At 45.6% G+C, this 25,177-nt stretch carries 24 protein-coding genes; 12 read left to right on the top strand and 12 right to left on the bottom strand.

The window, feature by feature from the left end:
• Positions 1-2 precede the first annotated feature (2 nt).
• A complete protein-coding gene (locus CES79_RS07520; protein WP_089136836.1) occupies positions 3-1,418 on the bottom strand; it encodes an ethanolamine ammonia-lyase reactivating factor EutA in 1,416 nt (471 codons plus the stop codon).
• Positions 1,419-1,680: 262 nt separating this feature from the next.
• Between CES79_RS07520 and CES79_RS07515 the strand changes: the two genes are divergently transcribed.
• Positions 1,681-3,324, top strand: a complete 1,644-nt coding sequence (locus tag CES79_RS07515) for an amino acid permease (protein WP_089136794.1) — start codon at positions 1,681-1,683, stop codon at positions 3,322-3,324.
• 145 nt (positions 3,325-3,469) lie between these two features.
• Here the strand turns inward: CES79_RS07515 and CES79_RS07510 are convergent, their stop codons facing one another.
• The 7 genes from CES79_RS07510 to CES79_RS07480 all read right to left on the bottom strand — a co-directional run bounded on the left by CES79_RS07510 (position 3,470) and on the right by CES79_RS07480 (position 10,436).
• Positions 3,470-3,874, bottom strand: a complete 405-nt coding sequence (locus tag CES79_RS07510; protein WP_089136793.1) for a GtrA family protein — start codon at positions 3,872-3,874, stop codon at positions 3,470-3,472.
• On the bottom strand, positions 3,867-5,840 hold the full coding sequence (locus CES79_RS07505) for a glycosyltransferase-like membrane protein (protein ID WP_089136792.1): 1,974 nt from the start codon (positions 5,838-5,840) through the stop codon (positions 3,867-3,869). Before CES79_RS07505 ends, CES79_RS07510 begins: the two co-directional genes overlap by 8 nt.
• Before the next feature lie 10 nt (positions 5,841-5,850).
• A complete protein-coding gene (locus CES79_RS07500) occupies positions 5,851-6,807 on the bottom strand; it encodes a glycosyltransferase family 2 protein (RefSeq protein ID WP_089136791.1) in 957 nt (318 codons plus the stop codon).
• Between the two features lie 2 nt (positions 6,808-6,809).
• A complete protein-coding gene (locus CES79_RS07495; protein WP_089136790.1) occupies positions 6,810-7,460 on the bottom strand; it encodes a phosphatase PAP2 family protein in 651 nt (216 codons plus the stop codon).
• Positions 7,450-8,106 (bottom strand): VTT domain-containing protein, encoded by a 657-nt coding sequence (locus CES79_RS07490; RefSeq protein ID WP_089136789.1) that lies wholly within the window; start codon positions 8,104-8,106, stop codon positions 7,450-7,452. Before CES79_RS07490 ends, CES79_RS07495 begins: the two co-directional genes overlap by 11 nt.
• A 240-nt stretch (positions 8,107-8,346) precedes the next feature.
• Positions 8,347-9,723: a sensor histidine kinase gene (locus CES79_RS07485; RefSeq protein WP_170173447.1), complete on the bottom strand. Its 1,377-nt coding sequence runs from the start codon at positions 9,721-9,723 to the stop codon at positions 8,347-8,349.
• A gap of 5 nt (positions 9,724-9,728) precedes the next feature.
• On the bottom strand, positions 9,729-10,436 hold the full coding sequence (locus tag CES79_RS07480; protein WP_054654507.1) for a response regulator transcription factor: 708 nt from the start codon (positions 10,434-10,436) through the stop codon (positions 9,729-9,731).
• A 293-nt stretch (positions 10,437-10,729) separates the two neighbouring features.
• Here CES79_RS07480 and CES79_RS07475 point away from each other — a divergent pair, with 293 nt between their 5' ends.
• Positions 10,730-10,978, top strand: a complete 249-nt coding sequence (locus CES79_RS07475) for a hypothetical protein (RefSeq protein WP_054654505.1) — start codon at positions 10,730-10,732, stop codon at positions 10,976-10,978.
• Positions 10,979-11,027: 49 nt separating this feature from the next.
• Here CES79_RS07475 and CES79_RS07470 read toward each other — a convergent pair whose 3' ends face one another.
• Complete coding sequence (locus CES79_RS07470; RefSeq protein WP_089136788.1) at positions 11,028-11,936, bottom strand: RluA family pseudouridine synthase; 909 nt, start codon at positions 11,934-11,936, stop codon at positions 11,028-11,030.
• A gap of 62 nt (positions 11,937-11,998) precedes the next feature.
• A complete protein-coding gene (locus CES79_RS07465; protein ID WP_054654503.1) occupies positions 11,999-12,469 on the bottom strand; it encodes a universal stress protein in 471 nt (156 codons plus the stop codon).
• 353 nt (positions 12,470-12,822) lie between these two features.
• Between CES79_RS07465 and lplA (CES79_RS07460) the strand changes: the two genes are divergently transcribed.
• The 6 genes from lplA (CES79_RS07460) to CES79_RS07435 all read left to right on the top strand — a co-directional run bounded on the left by lplA (CES79_RS07460) (position 12,823) and on the right by CES79_RS07435 (position 19,821).
• Positions 12,823-13,833: a lipoate--protein ligase gene (gene lplA, locus CES79_RS07460; RefSeq protein ID WP_054654501.1), complete on the top strand. Its 1,011-nt coding sequence runs from the start codon at positions 12,823-12,825 to the stop codon at positions 13,831-13,833.
• 110 nt (positions 13,834-13,943) lie between these two features.
• The gene (gene lplA, locus CES79_RS07455; RefSeq protein ID WP_054654499.1) at positions 13,944-14,954 is read left to right on the top strand and encodes a lipoate--protein ligase; all 1,011 of its coding nucleotides are present in this window, start codon (positions 13,944-13,946) and stop codon (positions 14,952-14,954) included.
• 362 nt (positions 14,955-15,316) lie between these two features.
• Entirely contained in the window at positions 15,317-15,766 is a 450-nt protein-coding gene (locus CES79_RS07450; protein WP_054654497.1) for a hypothetical protein, read from the top strand.
• An 11-nt stretch (positions 15,767-15,777) separates the two neighbouring features.
• Positions 15,778-16,278: a hypothetical protein gene (locus tag CES79_RS07445; RefSeq protein ID WP_089136787.1), complete on the top strand. Its 501-nt coding sequence runs from the start codon at positions 15,778-15,780 to the stop codon at positions 16,276-16,278.
• 1,200 nt (positions 16,279-17,478) lie between these two features.
• Positions 17,479-18,633, top strand: coding sequence for an aminotransferase class I/II-fold pyridoxal phosphate-dependent enzyme (locus CES79_RS07440; protein WP_089136786.1), 1,155 nt, complete (start codon positions 17,479-17,481; stop codon positions 18,631-18,633).
• A gap of 12 nt (positions 18,634-18,645) precedes the next feature.
• Complete coding sequence (locus tag CES79_RS07435; protein ID WP_089136785.1) at positions 18,646-19,821, top strand: aminotransferase class V-fold PLP-dependent enzyme; 1,176 nt, start codon at positions 18,646-18,648, stop codon at positions 19,819-19,821.
• Positions 19,822-19,844: 23 nt separating this feature from the next.
• On the opposite strand, the gene CES79_RS07430 is transcribed toward CES79_RS07435, so the two are convergent.
• Entirely contained in the window at positions 19,845-20,537 is a 693-nt protein-coding gene (locus CES79_RS07430) for a YoaK family protein (protein WP_089136784.1), read from the bottom strand.
• A 193-nt stretch (positions 20,538-20,730) separates the two neighbouring features.
• Between CES79_RS07430 and CES79_RS07425 the strand changes: the two genes are divergently transcribed.
• Together CES79_RS07425 and CES79_RS07420 are read left to right on the top strand one after the other, a co-directional pair.
• Positions 20,731-21,531 (top strand): hypothetical protein, encoded by an 801-nt coding sequence (locus CES79_RS07425; RefSeq protein WP_089136783.1) that lies wholly within the window; start codon positions 20,731-20,733, stop codon positions 21,529-21,531.
• Positions 21,532-21,543: 12 nt separating this feature from the next.
• A complete protein-coding gene (locus CES79_RS07420) occupies positions 21,544-21,915 on the top strand; it encodes a DUF1304 domain-containing protein (RefSeq protein WP_054654486.1) in 372 nt (123 codons plus the stop codon).
• Here CES79_RS07420 and CES79_RS07415 read toward each other — a convergent pair.
• Positions 21,880-22,500 (bottom strand): endonuclease III domain-containing protein, encoded by a 621-nt coding sequence (locus CES79_RS07415; protein ID WP_054654484.1) that lies wholly within the window; start codon positions 22,498-22,500, stop codon positions 21,880-21,882. The genes CES79_RS07420 and CES79_RS07415 overlap by 36 nt on opposite strands.
• 148 nt (positions 22,501-22,648) lie before the next feature.
• Between CES79_RS07415 and CES79_RS07410 the strand changes: the two genes are divergently transcribed.
• Positions 22,649-23,611 (top strand): LacI family DNA-binding transcriptional regulator, encoded by a 963-nt coding sequence (locus tag CES79_RS07410; RefSeq protein ID WP_159459477.1) that lies wholly within the window; start codon positions 22,649-22,651, stop codon positions 23,609-23,611.
• 166 nt (positions 23,612-23,777) lie between these two features.
• Positions 23,778-25,148, top strand: coding sequence for an SLC45 family MFS transporter (locus tag CES79_RS07405; protein ID WP_089136781.1), 1,371 nt, complete (start codon positions 23,778-23,780; stop codon positions 25,146-25,148).
• Positions 25,149-25,177: the final 29 nt, after the last annotated feature.

Here is a 25,177-nt window from a genome sequence, read left to right as displayed (position 1 = left end):
TTTCAACTGAAGATCAGTGTTTTAACGATGACCGGAACGGCCTGACCACTAGCAACCGGCAGGCCGATATCCAAATAATCACCGGCTGATGCGGTAATTTGGTCCAGACAGACCACCGGGTAATTTTTGGGGAGCTGACTTCTAAGACTATTGCCCAACGCTTGAGCGACATTTTCCTGAGTCACGATGATGAGCGGTTGCCAGTTTTGAATTACAACGGTCATGCTTTTAAGAATGATGGCAAGCCATTGCTGGATGCCTGCAAAAGTTGCGGTGACTGGACCCAAAGCTAAGGCAACGACCGAATGATCGAACAGTGCTAACTGCTGCTGAATCGCTGTGATCACCGCTGCTTGCGAGTGATCTTTCAGCGATTGTTGAACCTTAACCACCGGCAAGTTGCGCAGCGGCAACGCCGTTAGATCATAGTTGATCGTACTGCCACTGAGCATCATGGATTGTGAACCGGCGCCCACGACCGTTGCTTGAATGGTTTCATCTGCAGGGCGAACGGTGCGTTCCTTAAAGAGCAGAGAATGTTTTAAGGTGTGTCCCAGCAGCAGACCAATGTCACCATATCGAAAGGGGTCAGCTGGCAATTGATCGACCAGGCAATCCGCAACGCCGCCCGAAAAAGTCAGGTGAACGTTTGCTGGCACTGGCTGAAGCGGTTTGTCCGTTATGAATTGGTTGAAATAGGCAACGGGTTTGCCCAGCCCAACGGTATTTTCTAACAGGGCAACCATCGCGTCGATTAGCGGTTGCAGCTGCTTCACGCTGGTAACGGTCCCTAAATGGATGGGCAGTGCTAATCGGGTAATGAGTTGCTGTAGTTTAGGCGCAATGTAAGTAATGATGTTGCTACCATGAGTGACCCGAATCAGCCGGCCGCCAATGTCAAAGCAGGCGGTGTCCTGACAATCACCATTAACGAAGTAGGCCAGGTTGGTGGTACCGCCACCGATGTCTAAATTGATGACTGGCTGTGGATCCGGCTGTGTCAGTAATGAATGAGCAGCACTTTTGCCGGCAATCACACTTTCTAATCCGGGACCGGCCGTTGCGCAAACAAAGTCGCCCGCGTATTTACTGAGGGCTTGGATCACACGATCAGCGTTGGCCTTCCGAGCGGTTTCGCCCGTCATGATAATGGCCCCCATTTTAAAACTGCTTTTGTTCACGTGAGCTTTGTGATATTGAGCAGCCACGAACTGTTTGAGCTTGGCGGCATCGATGCGCGTTTCACTCAGTAACGGTGTGAAAATGACTGGGCTTCTATATAGGATGTGTTTATGACTAATTGCTAGCTGCGGGAGTGAAAACCCGGCCGCGGTATTAATGATCGTCAATTGTGCGATGATCAAAGAAGTCGTTGACGTTCCGATATCGATACCAACAGTTTGAAGTGTTTCAGTCATCATGTCACCTGGTTTCTTGATTTCATGTTATAAATCATAACATTAATATTTTTAAATGCAATCATATTTTAATCTTACTATTGAATTAGATGCTAAAACGTTCGCTTACATGCCTATGTTACCTGGAATAATGGTCAAAACGATGAAATGAAAAATAAATTAGAAAATTTTATGAAAACGTATTGAAAATAACCATAAATGTTATATAATCTAACATATAGATTTGAAATTTCCCATGGCAGTTAGAGAGGAACGTGGTTAGATGAGTTTTTTAGGCATCGCAATACTGGGATTAACGTTAGTGATGATGGGTTTCATTGGTATCAATGCAGCGCGTTCGGTTCGTCAATGGCAACTGAATCATAAGCAAACTAACTCATCAGCGAAATCATTTGGTTATCAGCAAGAATTGATTCGAGATATGGGCGGCTTTTCTAATTTTGCGGTTTCGTTTTCAATTATTTCGATTTTAACCGGTGCCGTTTCTTACTACGGCTATGGGTTTAGTCAAGGCGGTCCCGCAATCATGGGAATCGGCTGGCCGCTAGTGACGTTTTTCGTGTTGTTCGTTGCTGCGGCAATGGCGGAATTAACGTCAGCAATCCCAACGTCTGGTGCGATTTATCACTGGGCAGCCATTTTAGGCGGCCCAACGTGGGGCTGGTTTACGGGTTGGCTCAATATCATTGGCCAAGTCACGATCGTTGCCGGCATTGATTACGGCTGTGCGACGTTTGCATCTAACCTGCTGATCGCTCATCCTAGTAAATTGCAGTTTCTGATCACTTACGGAGTGATTTTAACGAGTCATGCCTTACTGAACCATTTCGGTATCGATCTAGTCTCAAAGTTAAACTCACTTTCTGCTATCTACCACGTCATTGGTGTTCTGCTGATCATCGGTGTTTTGATGATTGCCGGTCCTGAACACCATATTAGTTATCTATTCAGCACGTTTTCAACGCAAACGTCATCGACCATGCCTTACTGGGGTGCGTTTTTAATTGGTTTGCTACAGGCCCAGTGGACATTGACCGGCTACGATGCATCAGCGCATACCAGCGAAGAAACCCTGAATCCACGGGTTCAAGCACCATGGGGTGTCTTCTTATCCGTTGCCATTTCAGGCATCTTCGGTTTCATTTTGTTAGCACTCGTCACCTTATCAATTAAAAATCCCGCAGCGGTTGCCGCGGCAGGTAATAATGCCTTTATCGTTGCCATTCAGCAGGCGGTCGGCAGTCGTTTTAGCGGCATGCTGCTGTGGTTAGTCACGATTGCGATGTGGTTTTGCGGCTGTTCGGCCATTACGTCGTCATCACGGATGGTTTATGCGTTTAGCCGTGATAACGGGTTGCCGTTTTCAGCTTACCTCAAGCGAATTTCAACTAAATTCCACACACCGGCAGTTGCCATTTGGATGATTGCGATTATCGCGTTCTTAGCCGGAATCTCAGATGGCATTTACGCGGTGATCGGTACCATGAGCATTATCGGGTTATACAGTTCCTACTTCATCCCCATTGCACTTAAGTTACGGGCTCAGCTTCAAGGCGTTTGGACGGCTGATGATAACGGGCCGTGGCACCTGGGCAAGTGGAGCATTCCCGTTGGTGTTGTTGCGTGTTTATGGGTGATTTTCTTGATCGGGTTAATGATCTTATCACCAACGGACGTTCAGTTAACGGCGCACGTCATGCTGCACGATGCTACCGGAAAAATTATGTTCGTGGTCATTGTGGTGCTGATGATTGATTATGGCTTATCAGCACGTCACCATTTTATGGGTCCTAAGTTAGGTTCTTACGAGAAACTGAGCAGTCGGCTGACACACAACGTTACTAAACGGCCGACAGTGGAAGCTACACGATTGAAAAATAGCGTTTCGGAACGTAATCGAAATTAAATCGACCTTAAATGAATGGTTATCAAAAAATGAGTTATTCTGGCAACTAAATTGACAGAATAACTCATTTTATTATCGATTTAACCGGCTTTTATGTTAGAAAAGCTAGTCATTAATCATTTGATAGTTCACAATGATTAGATCATCAAGCGAAAATATGCTTACTGAAAACATAGTTTAAGGCGATCACGACAACTTGATCAATGATTTTAACGATCAGGGGCGAGCCGTGCAGCAGGTTGAGTCCCACAAATAAAATCGCTGTATCGACCAGTAATGAAGCGCCTCGGAGCGCGAAAAAGCTCACACTCTGTTTTAAAACGACACTGGCTGACGTATTAGATGAACTAAAAACCAGTTTCTTATTCGCGATAAACGCAAATAGCACACTCAAGAACCACGCCGCGATGTTGGCCCAGAACCACGGAATTGACAGGTGGGTTAAACAAAAGAAGATCACGAGGTTGATCAAGGTCGTTAAGCCACCGACAATCAAGTAACGTAGGGCTTCACCGTACTTCGCGTAGAACGTTTTGATCGGTTTATCCAATTGTAGAGCCCCCTTTTAGATGGTGGTGCAGCACGGAAGTAAACACAAAGGAACCAGTTAGATCAGGGCGGTTATTGATGATCAGCGGTTTTGCGTTGAGCCGGTAATGGTAGGTCTGAACCACGTCCACGGGCTGACTTTTTGGCGTCGCGTTACGAGCGATGATTTGATACCACCCGGATTTGAGCCGGTGATGCAGGCGATAGACATAGCCGACTTTACTTAATTGATAACGGTGATGTGTTGTTAAATTTTCTAAGCTGACTTGGACGTGTGAATGCTTATGAATCTGAACGGAGAAGTAGTTGGCGGTACTATGCAAAGCGACTTCTTCAGTCATTACGTGTCCGGACGCCAGGTCAGTTGGTTTGGCATGGTATTGGGTCGATAATTGACTACGTTGGGCTGCCACTACGGTACTGGTGGGGTATGAATGACCGAGGATCGTCGCTAAGCTAAAGGTCGTTAGCAACGTTGCACCAATACCGAGCGGGGCAACTAGCCGTGAAAAGTTAACCGCTCGTTTTGGTTCACCAACGGGAGTCGGAACAGCTGCCAGTGCGAACCAAAATAGTGGTAAAGCAGCCTGCCCGTACCGTGGCTCAGCTTCCCAAAGCAGTGTGTGAAACGCTAGGTAACCCAGTGCGGTGATGATGGCCAGTAAAGCAGCCACTTGTTTGCCATCACTTAGATCAGGCTGCCAGGTGAATAACCGGAGCGCTAAGGTGGCCCAGAGCACTAACGTTGCCGCTGTGTAACTGATCATAATCAGTTTCTGAATCGATTGAGCATGCTGCTGGTACCAAGATGGAGCTGATTGAAAACCGCCGTTGTACCAATTTTGAATGCCTTGAACATTCAGTAACACAGCAATTTTAGCAACCCACAGTTTCATTAAACCAAGGGCACCTAAGTTTTTGACCCGTTTAGAAATGTGTTTCAGGTCATAATTTCTGCGGGCGGTTTTATTAGGTAACGCGATATCTCGAGCGACATCGTGACCTGCAAACATCCCATGGTGGGAATAATTAACTCCCATCAGCATCCAGTGAGTCACTGGAAACGCGAAGGTCGTTTCGGGGGTGTAATTGCTGGCACGGTAAATTGCTTGGGTGGTGGGGACGCTTAAGCCAAAGCCTAACGTAATCAAGACCATGGGCAGGAGGAGCTGGCTCTTTTTAAACAACTTCTTTCGAGCCAAGATGAGCGCTACGATTGCTAAAGCCGGCAATAAAACAACGATGTTGGGCTTAAGCAATGCACCAATTAAAACGGTGAAAACCAGACCGCTGCCAACTAAGAGCTTGCGGGTACGTGAACTATGCGACCAGCCCATAACAGTTCTCATGATGATCAAAAGGACGAGCATGGTTGGTAGATCAGTGTAGAACACCTGTAGATAGTAGGTATAAGCAAAGGGTGTTAAGACTAAAAAGATAAAGGCACCAATTGTTGTACTGTTGCGGTGACTTAATTTCCAGGTAGTGGTTAGGACTAGCGTAATAAAGCTGTCAAGAACGATAATACTTAAAATATGAATGGACGCGTTAGTCGATAGACTGAACAATTGCGTGAATCTGAGCCAAAGCGACATCAGATAAGCGATGGGAACGTTATTTGAATAACGCCAAAAATAGGTAATGTCCCAGCTTATGTGACCCGCGGCCATTTGATCAGCTTGGGAAAGTACCCGGTACGGATCGTGGTAGACCGTATCAGGCATGACTTTGAGGATGAAAATCTGAACGACTAACATCACAAGTAAGCCGACACCGATTCCTAAACGAACATAGATGGGTTTAATTTTGTTGATGTCGGCAGTAAACAGCCGAATGCCAGTTAGACCTAGAATTGTCACGATCAACATCGCGGCGCCTGAATAGCCAGTTAAGTTACCGAGTGCGCCGATTGCTAGGCAGCCGACTAACACGATTGAGAAAAATAGTGGATATCCTTTACGAGCCATCTTTTTTCACCTACTCTAATTTGGTTTGAATCGTATAACGGGGTCGGCCCTTGATCTCCGTCATGAGTTTGCCGATGTATTCGCCAATGACACCGAGGCTGATCAGCTGAACGCCACCTAAGAACCACATGGAAACCATTAGTGAAGACCAGCCGTGAACGGTCAGCCCAAGAATCTTTAAAATAACCGCGTAAACTACCATTCCAATCGCAAGCAGGCAGGCCACCATTCCTAGAATCAAAATCAGTCGAATTGGCGCAATCGTTAAGCTGGTAATGCCATCCCAAGCAAAGGCCACCATTTTTTTAAACGGGTATTTAGATTCACCAGCTAGTCGTGGTGTCCGCTTGTATTCGACTTGACCAGTCTTAAAGCCCAGCTTTGGGATGATGCCCCGAATAAATAAATTACGTTCGTGGTAATTTAAGAGGGTTTCCGTGGCCCGCTTAGACATCAGCCGGAAGTCAGCGTGGTTAGGGACCAGTTCAACACCTAACAGTCGTAAAGTCCGGTAATAGCCCTGAGCGGTAGTCCGCTTGAACCAAGAATCTGAATCACGGTTATTGCGGACACCGTAGACGAGGTCATCGCCGGCAGCGTACAGGTTCACCATGTCGGGAATCTTATCGGGGTCGTCTTGCAGATCAGCATCAATGGTCACCAGCATATCAGCGGTTTTAACCGCTTCAGTTAGTCCAGCAATCAGCGCTGACTGGTGACCAAAGTTGCGTGAGAAGCGTAAGCCGCATACTCGTGAATTTTCCTGATGTAACTGTTCAATTAACTCCCAGGTACGATCTTTAGAACCGTCGTCCACGATTAAAATGTCGGCTCGGATCTCTTGGAGTCCCTGATTGGAGCGGGTTGCAATCTGGTCTTCAATATCGATCAGGCGGTGAACGGAGCTGACAAGAATTTCTTCTTCGTTATAGGCTGGAATCACAATGGTTAATTTTTGAGTCTTCATAGTTACTGAATCCTTTCTGGTAATATGTGACGTAATAGTTTTTTAATTGCCCCTTCATAAGGCGTGATCACGAGCCAGTAGCCTGATGCTAGGAGGATACTAGCGAGAACGTCCGAGGCAAAATGGTCGCGGAAATAAAAGCGCGAAAACGCGACAAAACCGATCCAAATTGCGCCGGCAAGTATCGCGGCAACCCGACAGTGGCGTTTCTTGATGGTTGGTAGGACTAAAGCCAAAATTGAAAACACAAAGAGCGCTGTACAAAAGGTGTGACCGCTGGGAAAGCTAAAACCGGAATCGGGGATTAACTGGTGCAGTGGCCGCGGCCGGGCAACAATTTGTTTGGCAAGTTCGGTAATGACCGAACCTAAAAACTGCAGGCCACCAATCCAGAGACTAGTGATAGCGCTGTTTCTGACCCAAAGCCAGACGCACAAGATGCAGGTCAGTGCGATGACAACGACTGGGCTGCCAAGAAAGGCAATGGCGTTTAATACGATTGTGTTTGACGGTGTGACAGCACGGGACATGAGGTGACTAACGTTGGTATCGAGTTGCTGCAACCAAACCGCTTGGCGCATCACGCAATAGGCGAGGTAAAGAAAACCTGCTAGCAGGCCAGCACCCAAGCGTCTTTGATGACTATCCGACATTTGCCGCACCTCCATGATGGTGTAACGTCACGATGGCAGCAGGTAGCAGTGAAATCACGACGATGGCGAGCATGATCAATTCAAAGTGGGCTTTGACGATGACGTTGTTGCCAAAGAAGTAACCGGCGCCAAGGACGATAAAGACCCATGACGTGGCGCCCAGAACGTTATAGATGATGAAATCACGATGACGCATTTTACCCATCCCCGCAGTGAATGGAATGAAGGTGCGGATAATGGGAACGAATCTGCCTAGGAAAATGGCTGGTTTACCATATTTTTTAAAGAAATTTTCTGAACGTTTTAAATAGGCTGGTTTTATGAAATGATTAAGCTGTTTAATGCGAAAAAGGCTGCTGCCGAAATGTTTACCAATTTCGAAGTTGACTGAATCGCCTAGGATTGCCGCGGCGCCTAGTAACGCGATGAGTACCCAGATATTGAGCGAGTGAGCGCTCATTGCTGCCAGCGACCCGCATAGAAATAGCACTGAATCTCCGGGAAGAAAGGGTAAAATGACGACGCCAGTCTCGATGAAGATCAGGGCAAATAAACCAAGGTAGATGAGGCCGCCAAATTGACCAATTAAGTGCGGCAAGAGTTGACTGAGATGCGGTACGAAGCTTGCCAGTAATACTGTAGACATAAATGAGCCCCCTTTTAGAGCCGGACTGTTTCCGGTTGATGATGGGTCAAGAATAGCCGTAATTTGAGAAGCTACCCACCTATAAAAACTGAATTAAAACTGAATTTTTTTCAGCTTAGTCGTTAAAAATACCGGTACATCGGGATTCTTATCTGAAGAAAATTCAGAATGCTAAAAAATGGCACACAAAAAAACGCCTCAAATTTTTTTGAGACGCTTTTTGTGTGCTATACGAGGAATTTAATTATTTGAATGCGGCGTTATTTTTAACGTGAAAATGGTACCAGTGGGGTCGTTATCTTTAACGCTGATCTCGCCGCCAATCAGCTTGGTGAGCTGGGCTGCGATTGCGAGACCCAGACCAGTTCCTGCAACCGAACCGCGAATATCCGCACTGCGATAGAAGCGTTCAAAAATATGGGCTTTATCAGCCTCGCTAATCCCCCGTCCTTGATCGGCTACGGTAATGAAAATGGTACCAGTCTTAGTCTGCTCAAGTTGAACCGCAACACTACTGTCATTGGGCGAATACTTGGAAGCGTTAGTCAAAATACTATTGAGAATCTGTTCAATGGCATTTTCGTTGCCAACGTAGTGAATATTGGGGGTAATTTTCGTTGTAAAGGTTTGTGGAAAGGTCCCCGTCATTTTTTGCACGGTATTTGCGATAATGGCGCTTAAGTCAAAATCGTGAACTTCCAAGACCAGTTGATCGGCACGCGACAAGGCTAACAGTTCTTCAATAAGTTGCTGCATTTGACGCGATTCTTCGGTAATGTAGCCGACCGACTTCGCAATGATCTCTGGATGGGCTTCACCATGGCGTTCAATGAGCTGCGCGTGACTGCGAATCGTCGCAATGGGCGTCCGTAATTCATGGGCGGCGTTCATCACAAAGAGTTTTTGTTGTTCCTGACGTTTATCTAACATGGCTAATAGTTCGTTGAAGTTAGCTGCTAATTCAGTCACCTCAGCTGGGTGATCAGGAACTGGCAGCTTCATTGAGCCAGGTTCCTTAGAGGCGGTGATGATCTTAGTCGTATGCGACAAGTTGGCGATTGGCCCGGTCAGCCGTTTAGTGAGCCGGCGAATATAGAATGGCGCTATCAGTAAGGTTAATAATAATAGAATGACGGTGACTTGAATGACCCGCCAAAGTACCGCCAGTTGGGCGTGCATACTTTGCCAAAGCGTGTAGTGGATACCGCGAGCGTGAACCATCCGGCGGTACAGAAAACCAAATTTGGGGCGGTAATAGAGGTTAGAAACGAGCGGCACCTTTACCGGCTTAATTTTTAAGATCTTATTGGCGTTGGGCGAAAAATAGTACTTGTCCTTAGCGTCCTTACGCAGATTATGAACGTAGACGTAGCTGGCGCTGGTATCGAGTGGACTGTTACGTCGCCAGCTTTTCCAGTCATCATCGCCGTCAATATTAACCTTAATGAGGCTATTGGTGATGTTGATCGTTGTTGCAGCGACTTCTCGCAGTAACTGCTGACCCACCGCCAAAATGATGAATAGCCCTAAAAACAGGGTAAGGCCAATCACCATCGTCATTAAGTTGCGGAGCATGATCGCTGCGCTGGACTGACTTTGCTGCCGCCATTTCTTCATCTAGATCACCTTTCCTGAACGTTTTCCGAAAGCATATAGCCAATGCCACGAACGGTATGAATCAGCTTCTGGTGATGATCATCAGTGTCAATTTTAGACCGTAAATTTTTAATGTAGACGTCTAAGATATTTGGCTGACCGTCAAAGTCGACGCCCCAGACATTGTCCAATAGTGATTCACGTGAACAGGGTTCGTTTTCGTGAGAAATTAAGACCACTAACAGTTCGTATTCGCGTTGCGTCAGTGGAATGATCTGGCCGTTATGTGATACCCGCTTGCTTTCAGTATCCACGGTTAAATTGGATACGGTGTAAACTTTGGCAGTCTTTGGTGCGGGAACACTGCGTCGTAACGCGACTTCAACCCGGGCAATGAGTTCTTCCATCTCAAACGGTTTCGTGACATAGTCATCAGCGCCGCCAGTTAAGCCGGCGACTTTATCGCCAATGTAATCACGGGCGGTCAGCATGATGATGGGGACTTGGCTAGTTTTCCTGATTCGCCGCAGCACGCTGAAACCATCGAGTTTTGGTAGCATCCAATCTAAAACAATCAGGTGAATTTGGGCTTCGTTGTCATGAAACTTATCAAGTGCTTCCAGCCCATCTTTAGCCCAGAGCACTTTAACGTCTTCAAGCTCCAGTTCGAACTCCGTTTTCAAAGAGTCGGCTAGGGCCGCTTCGTCTTCTACTAGTAAAATTTCAGTTTTCAAGGTAATACCTCCATGGATATCGTTAAAAGGCTTTATTAGTTTGCATGGTGCTAAATGACGTTTAAATAATGGAATTTATTAAGTCATATATCTTTCATACTATAGCACTATATGTGCTTAGAAACGCTATTTAACGGCAAACTAAACCGATTTGTAAACATTTTTAAAGCCGGCGATTTTTGTCATCAACTGTGATGTAAGCTATCATATTAGTAGCATTAAATGAGGAGTGTTAGTTTATTAAAAAAGAGACGCTGACGCAACGAGAGGCTGCGTCGTTTACAGATAAGGGATTGCGTTACCTGTTAGTTGTCGCAATTGGTGTTTTGGCGGTTTCGGTCATTTTAGAATTATTTCGGACAACTGCAGGTTTTTCAACCTGGATTTTGGATCTTGCGGGTTTTGCTTTTTGGGATTACTTTAACGTGAAGTTCTGTAAAAAAAACATTTACTGGGTCATTAGTCTGCTCCTGTCAGCTATTGTGACTGGCCTGATCATGTTAGTTGTGATAGTTGGTTTAGCGATACTGACTGGGCATTAAACTAAAAAAGGCTTCAGCATAGTGATTGCTGAAGCCTTTTTTGCTAAATTCATAATTGACCTTCAAAGCGCTGAAAGGTATCTGGTACGCTAGCCGTCAGCGTGACTTGGTTAAATGAAAACGGTAGGGGTAACCGTAATTGCCAGCTGTGCAACAGCAGTCGTTGCTGTCGCGAATCATTGGCGTACAGCGGATCGCCGACGATTGGATGACCCAATCCTGCAAAATGGACGCGAATTTGGTGTGTACGACCGGTTCGCAGCTGGACGGCGACTAGAGTGGCGTTGAGTCGGTGCTTCATGACCTTGTAGTGCGTCATCGCCATTTGCGGATGCGCCCCGTTTAACTGACGTTTGCGTTTGTCAGCCAAGTTACGGCCGATCGGCATCGCAATCAGTCCTTGTGAACTGTTCAGACGGCCGTGCACCCAGGTGAGATAGGTGCGGTGAATCAATTTTTCCTTTACCAATCGCACCAGAATTGGTACCACAGCGGGATTCTTAGCAATCAGCAGTGCGCCGCTGGTTTCTTGATCCAGACGATTGATGACGTAGGGCTGCTGGTTTTTAGGTGCTAGATAAGCTGCCACGTGGTTTAACGTGGTTCCAACTTCACCAGGTTGATTAGGGTGGGTTTTGCTGCCTTGAGTTTTATTCACGACCATTAAATTGTGATCCTCGTAAAGAATATTGACGGTAGCAGCGCTGTCTGGCGTGACGTTAGAGTACGGATGATCAAAGTCCGCCGGCAGAAACGTTAAGTTAATTCGGTCTCCTGGATGCACGTTAAAGTTAACGGGGAGATACAGCTCATTGACCAGCACGCGCTGGCCCTTTTTTAAACTAAAGACGAGGTGTTTGGGCAGGTACCAGTCCGCCATGAGCAGTTGTCGCAGCGATTTGGTTTGAAAGTCACTTGGCAGAACGGTTGTGAACTGCCACTGTGTGGATTGTGTCATGATCAACCTCCAAAAAAAGCACCCTTACCCAGTAATGGGCAAGGGTGCTTGACGTTTAAGAACTACTTCTTATTTAACTTTGCTAATTCAGCAGGCTTAACGATTAAGACATCGCAGACCGCTGAACGGCTGACGTAGTTGGTAACGGAACCGATCATCAAACGTTCAACAGCGGTTAAGCCGGTTGAGCCAATGATGATAAGCTGCGTATCATGGTCAGCTGGAAATTCACGAGCGATAACGGGTTTAGGATTACCAAACCGAACGTGAATATCAACTGACTTAACGCCAGCGTCAAGGGCCTTTTTCTTTAATTCAGCTAAGCGTGCCTGGACGTCTTCTGAAAGCTTGTAGATGACATCACCACTGACGGCACCACCGTAAGTATCACTGAATTGATTGACTTCCAAAACGTTTAGGATATCCAGATGGGTATCGTTTAACTTTGCGACTTCAATTGCTTTATCCAGCACTGGGTCGGTAGCTTTTGATCCATCAACCGGTGCGAGAATGTTTTTGTATTGCTGGTCCATATACGCCACTCCCTTACAAAATAATCAGTACATGTTGAAACTTTTCGTAAGCACGCCATGGTTTTGCCCAACAAAACGAACCACTTGTACTTCAACATTCATTTTACCATAATTTAGCAATTAGTATTAAGAAAAACATCAACTTATTGTGCTAAATATCACAAGTGAATTTTGTCAAGCAACATCCTTGCGAATTCAGCTTGATCGCAGGATAATGTAACCATAGCAATGATTGGCGACCAAGGCCGTCATTAAGAGACCGCTGTGATTGGCTTTAAGCTGATTGCAGCGGTTTCATTTTACCTATAATGCGGTAGACTTAGAGTAACTACACTTGAAGGAGCATCCGGCCTATGTACTATTACAATATGGAAACGGAAGACATTGGCTATAATCTAGCAACCGAACAGTACTTAATGAATAATAAAGATTTTGATGAACCGATTTTACTATTTTACTATCAAAAACCCTGCATTATTGTGGGGCGCAATCAAAATACCCTAGAAGAAATCAATCAGGATTACGTGGCCAAGCATAACATTCAGGTCACCCGGCGACTTTCCGGTGGCGGTGCGGTTTATGACGATCTGGGCAACGTTTCATTTAGTTTCGTGGTTGATCGTGACGATGAACGGTTTGGGGATTTTAAATCCTTCACTAAACCGATTGTGGAAGCCCTAAAAGAAATGGGGGCGACGGCCATCAAAGTTTCTGGCCGCAATGATATTTTAGTTAACGGCAAGAAATTTTCCGGGAACGCGATGTACGTGAAAAATAATAAAATGTTTTCCCACGGGACGTTGATGTATAACGTCGATCAAAGTGTGATTTCGCACGCCTTAAACGTGCCAAAGGACAAGATAGCTTCCAAGGGGATCAAATCGGTGCGTTCACGGGTGACTAATCTGCGACCGTATCTGAAACCAGAATACCAAGACCTGACCATTGCGGAATTTCGGGACACAATCTTACGGAAGGTCTATAACGTCACGGACCTCGCACGAGTTGCTGACAAAGCCTATCACCTCACTGATGAGGATAAAGTTCAGATCAAAAAACTCTACGATGATTACTATAATAACTGGGACTGGGTCTACGGGACTTCACCGGAATTTACGGTGAAGAAGCGGCAGCACTTTGATTCGGGCACGATCGATGCGCGCGTTTTAGTGGACAAGGGCCGAATCCAGCAAGTGACCTTCTTCGGTGATTTCTTTGGTGAAAAGTATGCCGTTGATTTGGCGAAGATGCTGCAGGGCGTTCGTTATGATCAGCCATCGCTGCGGAAAGCACTGTCTAAGATCAACGTGGGTGATTATTTTGCCGGAATCACTCTAGATGAGTTTGTGCAATTTTTAGGTTAACGGTGAAATGAGGGCTCTCCAAGTGCACAAGCTGTAACCCCTTTCATGGTTATGGTAAAATGAAAGCAGTTACAAGATTGTTATTTCATATTCTGAAGGGAAGTTTGGACATGCGGTATGTTTCTATGACGGCCCACGATATCGGTCGTAACTTGGCTACTGAACAATATTTAATGAACAATAAAGATTTTGGTGAACCACTGGTACTGTTCTACTATGAAAAACCATGTATCATTGTTGGACGCAACCAAAATACACTAGAAGAAATCAATCAAAAATACGTTGAAGAACACAATATCACCGTTACGCGGCGGTTATCTGGTGGCGGTGCGGTTTACCAAGACCTTGGTAACCTGTGCTTCAGCTTCGTGTTAGACAGCAACTCGGAACAGTTCGGGGACTTCAAGTCCTTCGTTCAACCAATCGTTGATGCGTTACACGACATGGGGGCTTCTTCAGTAGAAGTTTCTGGTCGTAATGACATCTTAGTTGACGGTAAGAAGTTCTCTGGTAACGCCATGTATACCAAGAATGGTAAGACGTTCTCACATGGGACGTTGATGCTGGACGTAGATCAAAACGTGATTGCGGATGCGCTGAGCGTGCCAGAAGATAAGATTGCTTCCAAGGGCATTAAGTCAGTGCGTTCACGGGTAACTAATTTGAAGCCCTACTTGGCACCTGAATACCAAAACATTACGGTACCAGAATTCCGGGACAAGTTATTAAAGGAACTGTTCCACGTGGATAGTTTGGATAAAATCAAGGATAAGGAATATGTGGTTACCCCTGACGAACAAAAGGAAATCGACAAGATCTACGAACAGTACTATAACAACTGGGACTGGGTCTACGGCACGTCACCAGAATTCACGGTCAAGAAGCGTCAGCACTTTGATTCCGGTACTATTGATGCCCGGATCTTAGTTGAACAGGGTAAGATCTCAGATATCAAATTCTTCGGCGACTTCTTCGGTCCAAAGGATGTCAGTGAATTAGCTGATCAATTAAAGGGTATCCGCTATGACCGTGAAAACCTGGAAAAGGCGCTGGCTGATGTGGATATTAGTCAGTACTTCATGGGGATTAAGAAGGATGAGTTGGTGGAATTGCTGGCATAAGGTGCGAAGCCAGGCGGTTAGGAAGCGTAGTGTAAGTCACTTTTGGTAAAAATCCCGGTTTTGGATTTATACCGAAAGTGACTTACATGCAGCTTTCTGCCTGGAGTAGCCCGATTCGACCAAGGTGCGGAACTAGGTGGTTAGAGACTGGAGCCTAAGACGATTCTGGTAAAAATCCCGATTTTTGGATTTATACCAGAATTGACTTAGGTGCAAGTCTCTGCCTAGTGCAGCCCGATTCGGCAATATAACATCAAAAAATACAGGTTTGCGCCCACAGCAACATACTGGTCGTAAACCTATATTTTTTGCCTAAAACTATGCTACAATTTGAATTATTAACAACAATTAAGGAGAATTTTATGTTAAAGCAAAGATTAATGACCCTGAGCATCGTTTCGTGGGTGCTCTTCTCCGCGATGAATCTATTGATGTCATCAAAGTTGGTCGCGTTGGGGCATCCGCTTCAGATGAGTGCAATTATCCGCTCAATTATTATTTCCTTAGTGCTGTACGCTTTGCCGATGATCTGGGGTGCACTGGGTCATAATTCCGGTTATTACCTGTTGGCAATGGTGATCGTCATCTATTCATTTGGCTTGTTTAATGGTATTGTAACGGTGATGTCTACCAGTCATGCTGTACTTGGTATTAAACTGGGAGTCTCAATTGCAAATCTCTTAGTTATTGTCTTTAACGGTTATTGGATGGTGTTAGCATTACGGTATCGGCACTTGCTTGATGATAAGCGTGATAAGGATAAGCTGGAAGAAATTAAACAGATGCAGAAAAAGGTCAAACAAAACAAGTAATCGAGGTAACTATGGAAAGTTTAGTAAAGGACTTCATTGAAGAAGTTGAAGCTGAAAACTATGATGTACAAAATTTCGGCAGCAGTTTAGCTGAAATTAAAAAAACGGGTGCGGTCAAGGCCCTTGAGCCGATGGTTGAAATGATCGTTAAGGCGGTTGGGGAAAATAAGCTAGCCCAGGCTACGCTAACTTTGACCGATGCTGATATTCAGGTTCATTTGGAAACCAGCGTTGTGAACCTGCCACTGCGTTACGTGAACGCCATGAAGAAGATGCTGGCAGATGATGATACCCTGCCAGTCAGCATTTACAGCATCATTGAATCGCCCGATGTTAACGTTTCTTCTTTACGAATCGATAAGGTCGCATCAGCGGATGATTTTGTCAGTCATCAAGGCGATATGGCCAAATCCGTTGCGGCTTGGTTAGATAAGCAATTAGATCAAATCAAAGAAAATCAGGCAAAGAAAGCTGAAGAACCAGAGGCTGATGACGCGGAAACTAAGGATTAAAGCCCGTGTTGATTTGCTTCTGCCCGGAATCCGTGCTATAGTGTTTTACATGCGATGAGTCGAGAATATCACGCTACTAGCAATAGTAGTTTGCGCAAGCAACTAGGTGATTTTTTGCACAGCAGGCAATGTAACACCGCCGGATTTGCGGCTGCCTTGGTTCAAAGGAAATGTGGATTTTTGAGAACCCATTTAGTTTCGGCTAAGTGGCTGTATGGACGCTCCAGTGATGGAGCGTCTTTTTTTGTGCAAAATAAATGATAGGTATGTATGTCGTTCGATTATATGGTAAACAGGGAGATTACTGGCGAAATTAATTAACCTGTGCTATTCTATAAATGCAATTAAAGAGGAACATTTAAGACACCAAGACCCCCAGCAGGCGTAAACTGCTGAGGGCCTTTTTTATCACTAAAATAGCGGGTGGGTTAGATGTTGCCTAATCAGTTTTACTTGCGGTGTTTGTGGTCTAACCAGTCAGCAAACCAAGCACTAATAAGCGCAACCACAAGTGGGGCAATTAAAGAGGAAAACATTTATAGACACCTCCCAACTGTTACGCAGTATGGGTAGGCAACTCTGTTATTTTATCATAGACGAAAGTACATCTCTAAGTATGGTAAAGCAATTATATTAATTTTATTGAAAATCTAGAATCAAACTCATTTATACTACATAATTTTATCTTTGTATGAGATTGATAAGTCCATGAACAAATTGGTCGAGGAACTAGCCGTTATTAGATTATCTTTAGCAATGTTCAGTGCTATGTTTATGAATGTCAGTGTATCCGGAAGGTACTTGGGACGCATATGACAATTGTTGATTCAACTTGACACTCATTAACATTAGAGTACAATGAGAACTAATCTAATAATTAAGCAACGACGAGAAGAGTAAGTGACCACGTTTTGTTAAGCGAGCTGCAGTTGATGAAAAGCAGTCAAAACGAGTTAACTGAAGATGATCTCTGAGCCTGATTGGGGGTAGGTCAACCACGACCCGTGCTACCCAGTCCGTTAGCAATCGATATCTTGCGGAGTATAATAGTGTCATTATTGTACTTATCAAGGCTTGAATTGTGAGGTTCAGGTAAATTTCAGGTGGTAACGCGAATCCTTCGTCCCGAGTAACATGGGGCGGAGGCTTTTTTTGTTGCTTAATTAAGTTAAAATAGCCAGACTTTCGGAGGTAATTCTAATGTCAGAAAAAACAGAACATATTGAAACGATTTTAGCACAGGCAGGTAACCGGACAGATGATGTTAAAACGGGTGCCGTATCGACACCGCTGTACTTTTCAACGGCATACCGTCATGCTGGCTTAGGCCAGTCGACCGGCTACGATTATTCACGGGAAACCAACCCGACGCGTGACGTGCTCCAGCAAACCCTCGCCAAACTGGAAAATGGGGTGGCTGCCTTTGCCCTTAGTTCCGGGATGGCCGCGATTCAACTGGTTTTCTCACAGTTTAAGACCGGTGACGAAATCGTCGTATCCGATGATCTGTATGGTGGGTCTTTCCGATTCTTTGATTTACTGACCGACCATTATGGCTTGAAGTTTCATCTGTGGGATGGTCAAGACTATGATCGTCTGACCAAGTTAACCACGCGTGATGCGGTTAAGGCAATTTGGTTGGAAACACCCTCCAACCCAACGATGAAAATCATCGATATTCACCACACAGCTGAGGTGGCTCACCAACATGACGTACAAGTCATTGCTGACAACACGTTCTATACCCCGCTATTACAGCAACCGCTTAAGGAAGGTGCCGACCTGGTTGTTCACAGCGCGACGAAGTACTTGAGCGGTCACAACGATATTTTAGCCGGGGCAGTGATCTGTAAGCATGAAGCGGATGCGGATTGGCTTCAGTATAATCTGACTACCACTGGGGCGACACTTGATCCATTTGATTGTTGGCTGTTACTTCGGAGTCTTAAAACGCTACCGCTAAGACTGGCGCAACATGAACGCAACGCCAAAGCAATCGTGGCTTCCTTGAAGCAAAACAAAGCCGTTGATAAGATCCTTTATCCCGGTCACGGTGGCATGATCAGCTTTTATGTTCACGATGAAAGCTGGGTCAATACGATCCTGCAGCATTTAAAGATCATTTCATTTGCGGAAAGTCTTGGCGGCGTGGAAAGTTTGATGACCGTTCCTGCGATTCAGACTCACAAAGACCTGACCGAAAAACAGCGTCAGGAAAAACACATTACCCGCAATTTGTTACGGCTGTCAGTGGGGATCGAGAACAGCGATGATCTGATCCAAGACCTGACACAAGCTATTAACGCTGCCGCAACCACGGTGACAAGCCACGCAACCACTGTGGCAAATAAGTAGGGAGGAATTTCAATGAGTATTAAAGATTTTTCAGATGACACTAAAGTTATTAAAACGACTACCCGTCCGGATCCAGAGACCGGGGCGATTAACCCACCAATTCAATTATCATCAACCTTTGTTCAGCCGAGTTTAGACCATTTCGGCAAGTACGATTACACCCGTAGCGGAAACCCGACTCGAGACGTACTGGAAGAAAGCATTGCCGCCTTAGAGCACGGTAATCGTGGCTTTGCCTTTGCCACTGGGATGGCAGCTATTTCAACCGCGTTTCTCACTCTGCATCAAGGCGATCACGTGATCGTGACCAAAGACGTCTACGGCGGGACTTTCCGGTTAGTATCTCAGCTGTTGCCCAACTACGGCATTGATTATACGTTTGTGGACTGTAATGACGAGGCAGCTTTAAAAGCGGCGTTTAAACCCAATACGAAAGTCGTTTACATTGAAACCCCATCGAACCCAACCCTAAAAGTTACGGATATCAAACGGGTGGTTCAAATTGCCCATGCCCATGACGCGTTAGTCTTTGCGGATAACACGTTTATGACGCCAATTTTCCAGAAACCTTTGGATCTGGGTGTCGACCTGGTACTCCATTCAGGGACGAAATTTCTAGCGGGGCACTCAGACATTCTAGCCGGCCTCATTGTGACCAAGTCTAAAGAGCTGGGCGACGCGGTCTATTTCATTCAGAATGCGATGGGGGCAACCCTTGGTATCAGTGACTGCTGGCTCTTACTACGGGGAATCAAGACGTTAAGCATCCGGGTCAAAGCGGAAGCCGCCAACGCCCTATCACTTGCTAAGTGGTTAGCAGAACAGCCGATCGTTGAAAAAGTGAACTATCCAGGCCTCGAAGATTTTGACGGTCATGACCTGCAATTCAGTCAAGCAACTTCTGGGGGTGCGGTGCTTTCCTTTGACATTGGTTCAGAAGACAACGTGCGCCAATTAGTACAGAAGCTGAAGATTCCAGTGTTTTCAGTATCACTAGGTGCAGTGGAAACGATTCTTTCTTATCCGCCGAAGATGTCACACGCTGAGATGTCAGCCGAAGAACGGCATGCTTGCGGGATCACGGATGGCTTGCTGCGGTTATCAGTTGGTGTTGAAGACGTAGATGATCTGAAGGCCGACTTTAAACAAGCGTTTGAAAAAATTGAGGCATCACAGTTACAGCATTAATCCATTAAAAAAGCGGTGGGCACTTAGCCAACCGCTTTTTTAGTTCTTCTTTCTAAATGGCTGACGATCAAAGTGATGACTAGAATCACTGCTGACAGCCAAATCGTGTGGCCGTGCCAAGTTAAGGTCAATAGGGCGGTCACGCCAGCACCGGCGACAAAACTCAAAATAATAGTACCAATCGTTAGCCCCTTGGTGACTGCCTGTTTGTCATGTCCCGCCACACCGTCATAGATTGATTCCGCTAAAGTGCGCAGGTTACCCGTCATCATGAGTGACGTGAAGGGCCCGCCGTTGAGTTGACGAAACTCCTGTAATTGGGCGGCAGCGACCATTGATAATAGGCCAGTAATCAGCATGTTGGGCCAAGAACTGGAAAAAGTGCCGGCAATCAGCAATAGAATAATTTCGTACGTAATAATGAATCCGGAGCGGCTGACGGTTGGCAAGAGCCGTAAGGGCCAATGTTTTTGAATTATTCTGGCAATGATCGTCCCAACCATGAACATCATAATTGACGTGGCGTATTGCGCCATTCTAGCAAACTGACTTTGACCGATTGATGCGCCTAACAGAATTAAGTTACCGGTCTGTAAGCCAGCGAAAACTTCCCCGTGTTGTAGGTAGGTATAAGCATCTAACCCACCAGCAGCCGCTGCCAGCAAAGCCCCGACTGGTAGCCGGTCATGGGTCGGTTGAGCCGTATAGTTTAACATGGTACCCCTCCTTTATCTGACACATACTGACAGTTTAATCAGATTGCAGGGGTGGAGCAACTCAGATGACTTGAAAGTTTTACCGTGAAATAAAATGAGCCGTACCCCTTGCGACCAACGTTTACCTCTGCTACATTTGAGACAAATGTATCCAGTATCCGAATGGGGGAAATGTCAAATGAGGAAAATGGTGATGGCATTAACAGCGGGACTAGTGCTTGGCGGTTTAGGGGTAACACCAGCTTTGCCGGCAGCGGGGAAGACGACCACGTCCTGGAAGGTCGTGAAGACTAAAAAATACAGTGATGTGGCCTGTTATCCAAAGAAGAGCGGCAACGCCTATATGTGGAATTTGACTCACACCAAAAAAATTCACAACCTGAAGAACTACCCACGAACCACGTGGTACATCTATAAACGGGTTAAACTTCAGCTTGGAAAAAAGTCGGGTTATTACTATCAAGTGATCAATAATACCGGCAAAATTAAGGGGCTGGTCTACCAATCGTATCTCACTAAGGGGGATAATCCCAAAGATGCCTTCGCGCACAGTGCTGTTGTGAAATCTTACGGCAGCGGGTTAGCGGGAATTAAATCAGTCCGTGAGTCAGCGAAACTACAGGCGGATATTTTAGCCCTCTTTCCGGGAACGATTTTAGACTCAAGTTATTCAAAGGCTGCGCAAAATGATCTGAATGCCGGTGTCAGTAAGACGGCTACCTATTCAAAACTCAATAAGAATGCGCTTGCTATCGGGATCTTTACCCCGTATAACTGGACGAGTACTTCCAGCAAGACCAGCTATACCAAACTAGCAGCGGCTGCGTTGAGCGCCCAGGGGTATACGGCCTCCAAACGGGCGAAGTATAAGGGCTACCAGATCGGCATCTACGCCACGCCGCACGGGTATACGTCAGCCTACCATACTTGGCCAAGCGGGTATGGGTCATTTGGTATCTACTTAGTCCCAACTGGTGATTCAAAGTTATTTTAAGGGGGAATTAGGATGTCACTAATCAGTACGGTTTTGATTGTGATCGTAGCAGTGGAAGCACTGCTGATCTTGTGTTTGGAAATGTTTGGTTCTCAGACGGCTGCTGCTCGCAACGCGTTTGGTTTTTCAGCGGAATATCAGCATCAGCCAGAAACCAAGACTACAATGGCTAACATTGGTCTGTATAACGGTTTTGTGGGGGTCGGTCTGCTGTTCATGCGCTTCGCGTTACCTGCCAGCGCGGTGATTTCGGGCAGTCTGTTATTTACCGGGTTTGTGGTGGTTGCCGGCATCTATGGCGGTTTGACCGTTAACCGGCAAATTGCGTTAACGCAAGGGCTTCCGGGGTTACTGGCGTTTTTGAGCCTGCTGATATTTAAGTAAATCATGGGCTAAAAAACTGCTAGTAAAGGTATCTTCACGTTGAAGATACTGTTTGCCAAATTCATCTAACTGACCGTGAAAATCCTGTGCCATTTCAAAGGTGAAGCTGTCAGGTAACGTGATCTGTCGCTTGAGGTGCTGATAAGTATCCGTTTGCAGATAACCCAGGTGTTTGAATAAGCGTCTCGTATAAGAATCAGCAATGAAGGCCGGTAGATCAAAGATATAGACGAGGTAGACGTCGGCCGTTTCCTGGCCCACACCCGGCAGTGCCAAAAGTTGTGTTCGCAGGTCCGATTGGGTCGTCTTGGAAGCGACGCCGGCGTAGTCCCAGTGATGGTCGTTGAACCACTGGAAAACATTATGGATGGCCTTAGCTTTATTGCGATAAAACCCACTGGCACGGATCAAGGCCATTAATTCAGTTTGTGATAACGATAACACCGTAGCGGGGTCTAACCCGGTGCGGTGTTTTAAATTATTCAGGCCCACATCGGCGTTTTGCCAAGCCGTATTTTGGACTAAGATGGCACCAACAATGATGTCACGCTTATCGTCTGCCGGCCACCAGCCTGAAGGCCCCATGTGGGTGAGAAGTGTGTGATATAACCAGTTGATATCGATTGTGATGGTACAAGACTTCTTTCAGAATTAAGATTGTGATGGAAATATATCATTTTAAATAATCATGGCTTACAATAATATCAGAATATTAACGGGAGGGAAGACCGCCATGGTAGTGACAATTCGAGATATTGCTAAACGTGCTGGTGTTTCTGTTTCAACGGCTTCAAGAGCACTTAACAATCATTCAAGTATTAGCTTAAAAACACGCAGTAAGATTCAAGCACTAGCTAAAAAAATGGGGTATAAACCTAACTATAATGCTAAGACGTTAACCACTGGTGTTTCTAACGCAGTTGGCGTTATTTTTCCGCCTGGTGAAATGAGTATGTCTGCTAACCCGTTTTTCGTTGATCTCTTAATGGGCATCAACAAAGAATTACAGTCACGTCATGCCATGCTGTCGGTGGCCATTGCTAACAGTAGTCAAGCACTGGTTCAAAACGTTGAGACACTGATCAGTCAAGGGCTGATCCATAATTTTATTTTACTCTATTCGGTCAGCAACGACCCAGTGATTGAGCTATTGAAGAAGCAGGGGATGACTTATGTGTTAGTAGGTGATCCTAATGAAGACTCTGAAAATTACGTCAACAATGATAATCGGCTGGCAGGTCAAAGAGTCGGTGAATACCTCATTGACGTTTTTAGAGTGACACATACCTTATTTGTTGAGCAGCTGCCAGAACTGAAGTTTGAGCAGCAACGGCGATTGGGGTTTCAAAAAGCAATGAAGGCTGCCAACGTGAAAACGGAAACGTTACAGCTGCCAAGATTGAGTCAATTGCACTTAGATCAGGCGGTCGAGCAATTTTTACGGACACGCGAGACGATTGACGGTATCGTCACAACTGATGACCTTTTAGGCGTCATGATTTCGCAAACGATGTGGGAACTGCAGGATACCCGGACGGCATTGATTAGTTTTAACCGCAATCAAGTCGGGTTCTTAGCGGATGAACAAGTTCGATTTGTGGAACTTTATCCCGAACGGATGGGTCAAGCAGCGGTCCGAGTACTATTTGATAAAGATAAACAATCGGAATTGATTCCCTTTACGATTGAAAAATAAGGTTGACGATAAATAGCGGTTTAATCAGGTTGACTTGTGAAATGGTTAACCTCTTTTTAAAAAAATCAATGCAACCGGTTGCATTATTGTGCAAACGGTTGCATAATATGTGTGCGAAAGCGTTTGCAATTATTATTTTTCGTTTAATCCTGTAAGGAGGGTAAATATGTCAGATACAACTGCTTCAACGCCAACGGCAGAAACACCAAAAAAAGATATGCTGCCTACGTTACCGTCATCAACTATTTTTCTGATCAACTTTGGGTTCTTAGGTGTTCAAATGGCCTTTCAATTACAAAGTACGAATATGGGCCGGATCTTTCAAACGATTGGGGCCAATCCTAACAACTTAGGCTGGTTCTTTATCCTGCCACCACTAGCTGGGATGATCGTTCAACCGTTAGTTGGTCACTTCTCAGACCGGACTTGGATTCCAAGACTTGGCCGTCGAATCCCTTATCTGTTGATTGGGGCCGTTATCGCCATGGTCGTTATGTTCCTATTGCCGAATGCCGGCAGTTTTGGCTTTGGTTTTGGTTCACTGGCCGCGTTATGGTTCGGTGCGATTGCCTTACTATTCATGGATGTTTCCTCTAACATTGCCATGCAGCCATTCAAGATGATGGTTGGTGACATGGTCAACGAGAAACAAAAGGGGTTTGCTTATTCGATTCAAAGTTTCAGTTCTAACGCCGGTGCTTTATTAGCCAGCATCTTCCCATTTGCTTTAACTGCTTTGGGGATCGCGAACACGGCTAAAAAGGGAACGGTTCCGAATTCCGTTGTTTGGTCATTTTATGCCGGTGCCATTATCCTGTTACTTTGCTGCTTACTCACCGTGTTCCGCGTTAAAGAATACGATCCAGTGACTTACGCCAAGTATCATGGAATTGATAAAGATGAAAAACGGAAGGGTATGTTTGAAGCCTTGAAGACGGCACCTAAAGTCTTTTGGACGGTTTCGATTGTACAATTCTTCTGCTGGATGGGCTTCCAGTACCTTTGGACTTACTCTACTGGTGCCATCGCTTCTAACGTTTGGGGTGTCACTAACCCAACGAGTGCTGGCTATCAAGCAGCCGGTAACTGGTACGGTGTGATGTCTGCTGTACAGTCAATTGCCGCCGTCATCTGGGCCTTAGTCTTATCACGTGTAGGTAACACCCATCACAAAGCCTTCTACTCAGCAAGTTTAGTCATGGGTGCGGTTGGTTTTGGTTCTATCTACTTCATTCACGACAAGTACACACTACTGGTTTCCTTTATTTTGATTGGTTGCGCTTGGGCTGCAATGAACGCTTTCCCATTCACTTTCTTGACCAATGCGATTACCGATTCTGCCAACATGGGAACTTACTTGGGCTTATTCAACAGTTCAATTTGCTTACCGCAAATCGTGGCTTCACTGGCCAGCTTCGCCATCTTCCCACTGTTAGGATCACACATGCCAACCATGCTCTTATTATCAGGTATTTTCCTGGCACTAGGTGCATTATCAGTTGGTGTGGTAAAAGAAGTTTGGGCACGCAAAGCTTAGTTAAACGACTTTGACCGTAATGAACAAAC

The sequence above is a fragment of the Secundilactobacillus silagei JCM 19001 genome (assembly GCF_002217945.1).
In the GTDB taxonomy this organism is placed as follows: Bacteria; Bacillota; Bacilli; order Lactobacillales; family Lactobacillaceae; genus Secundilactobacillus; species Secundilactobacillus silagei.
The sequence above is the reverse complement of the archived record's forward strand: the minus strand, read 5'-3'. Positions and strand labels throughout refer to the sequence as shown.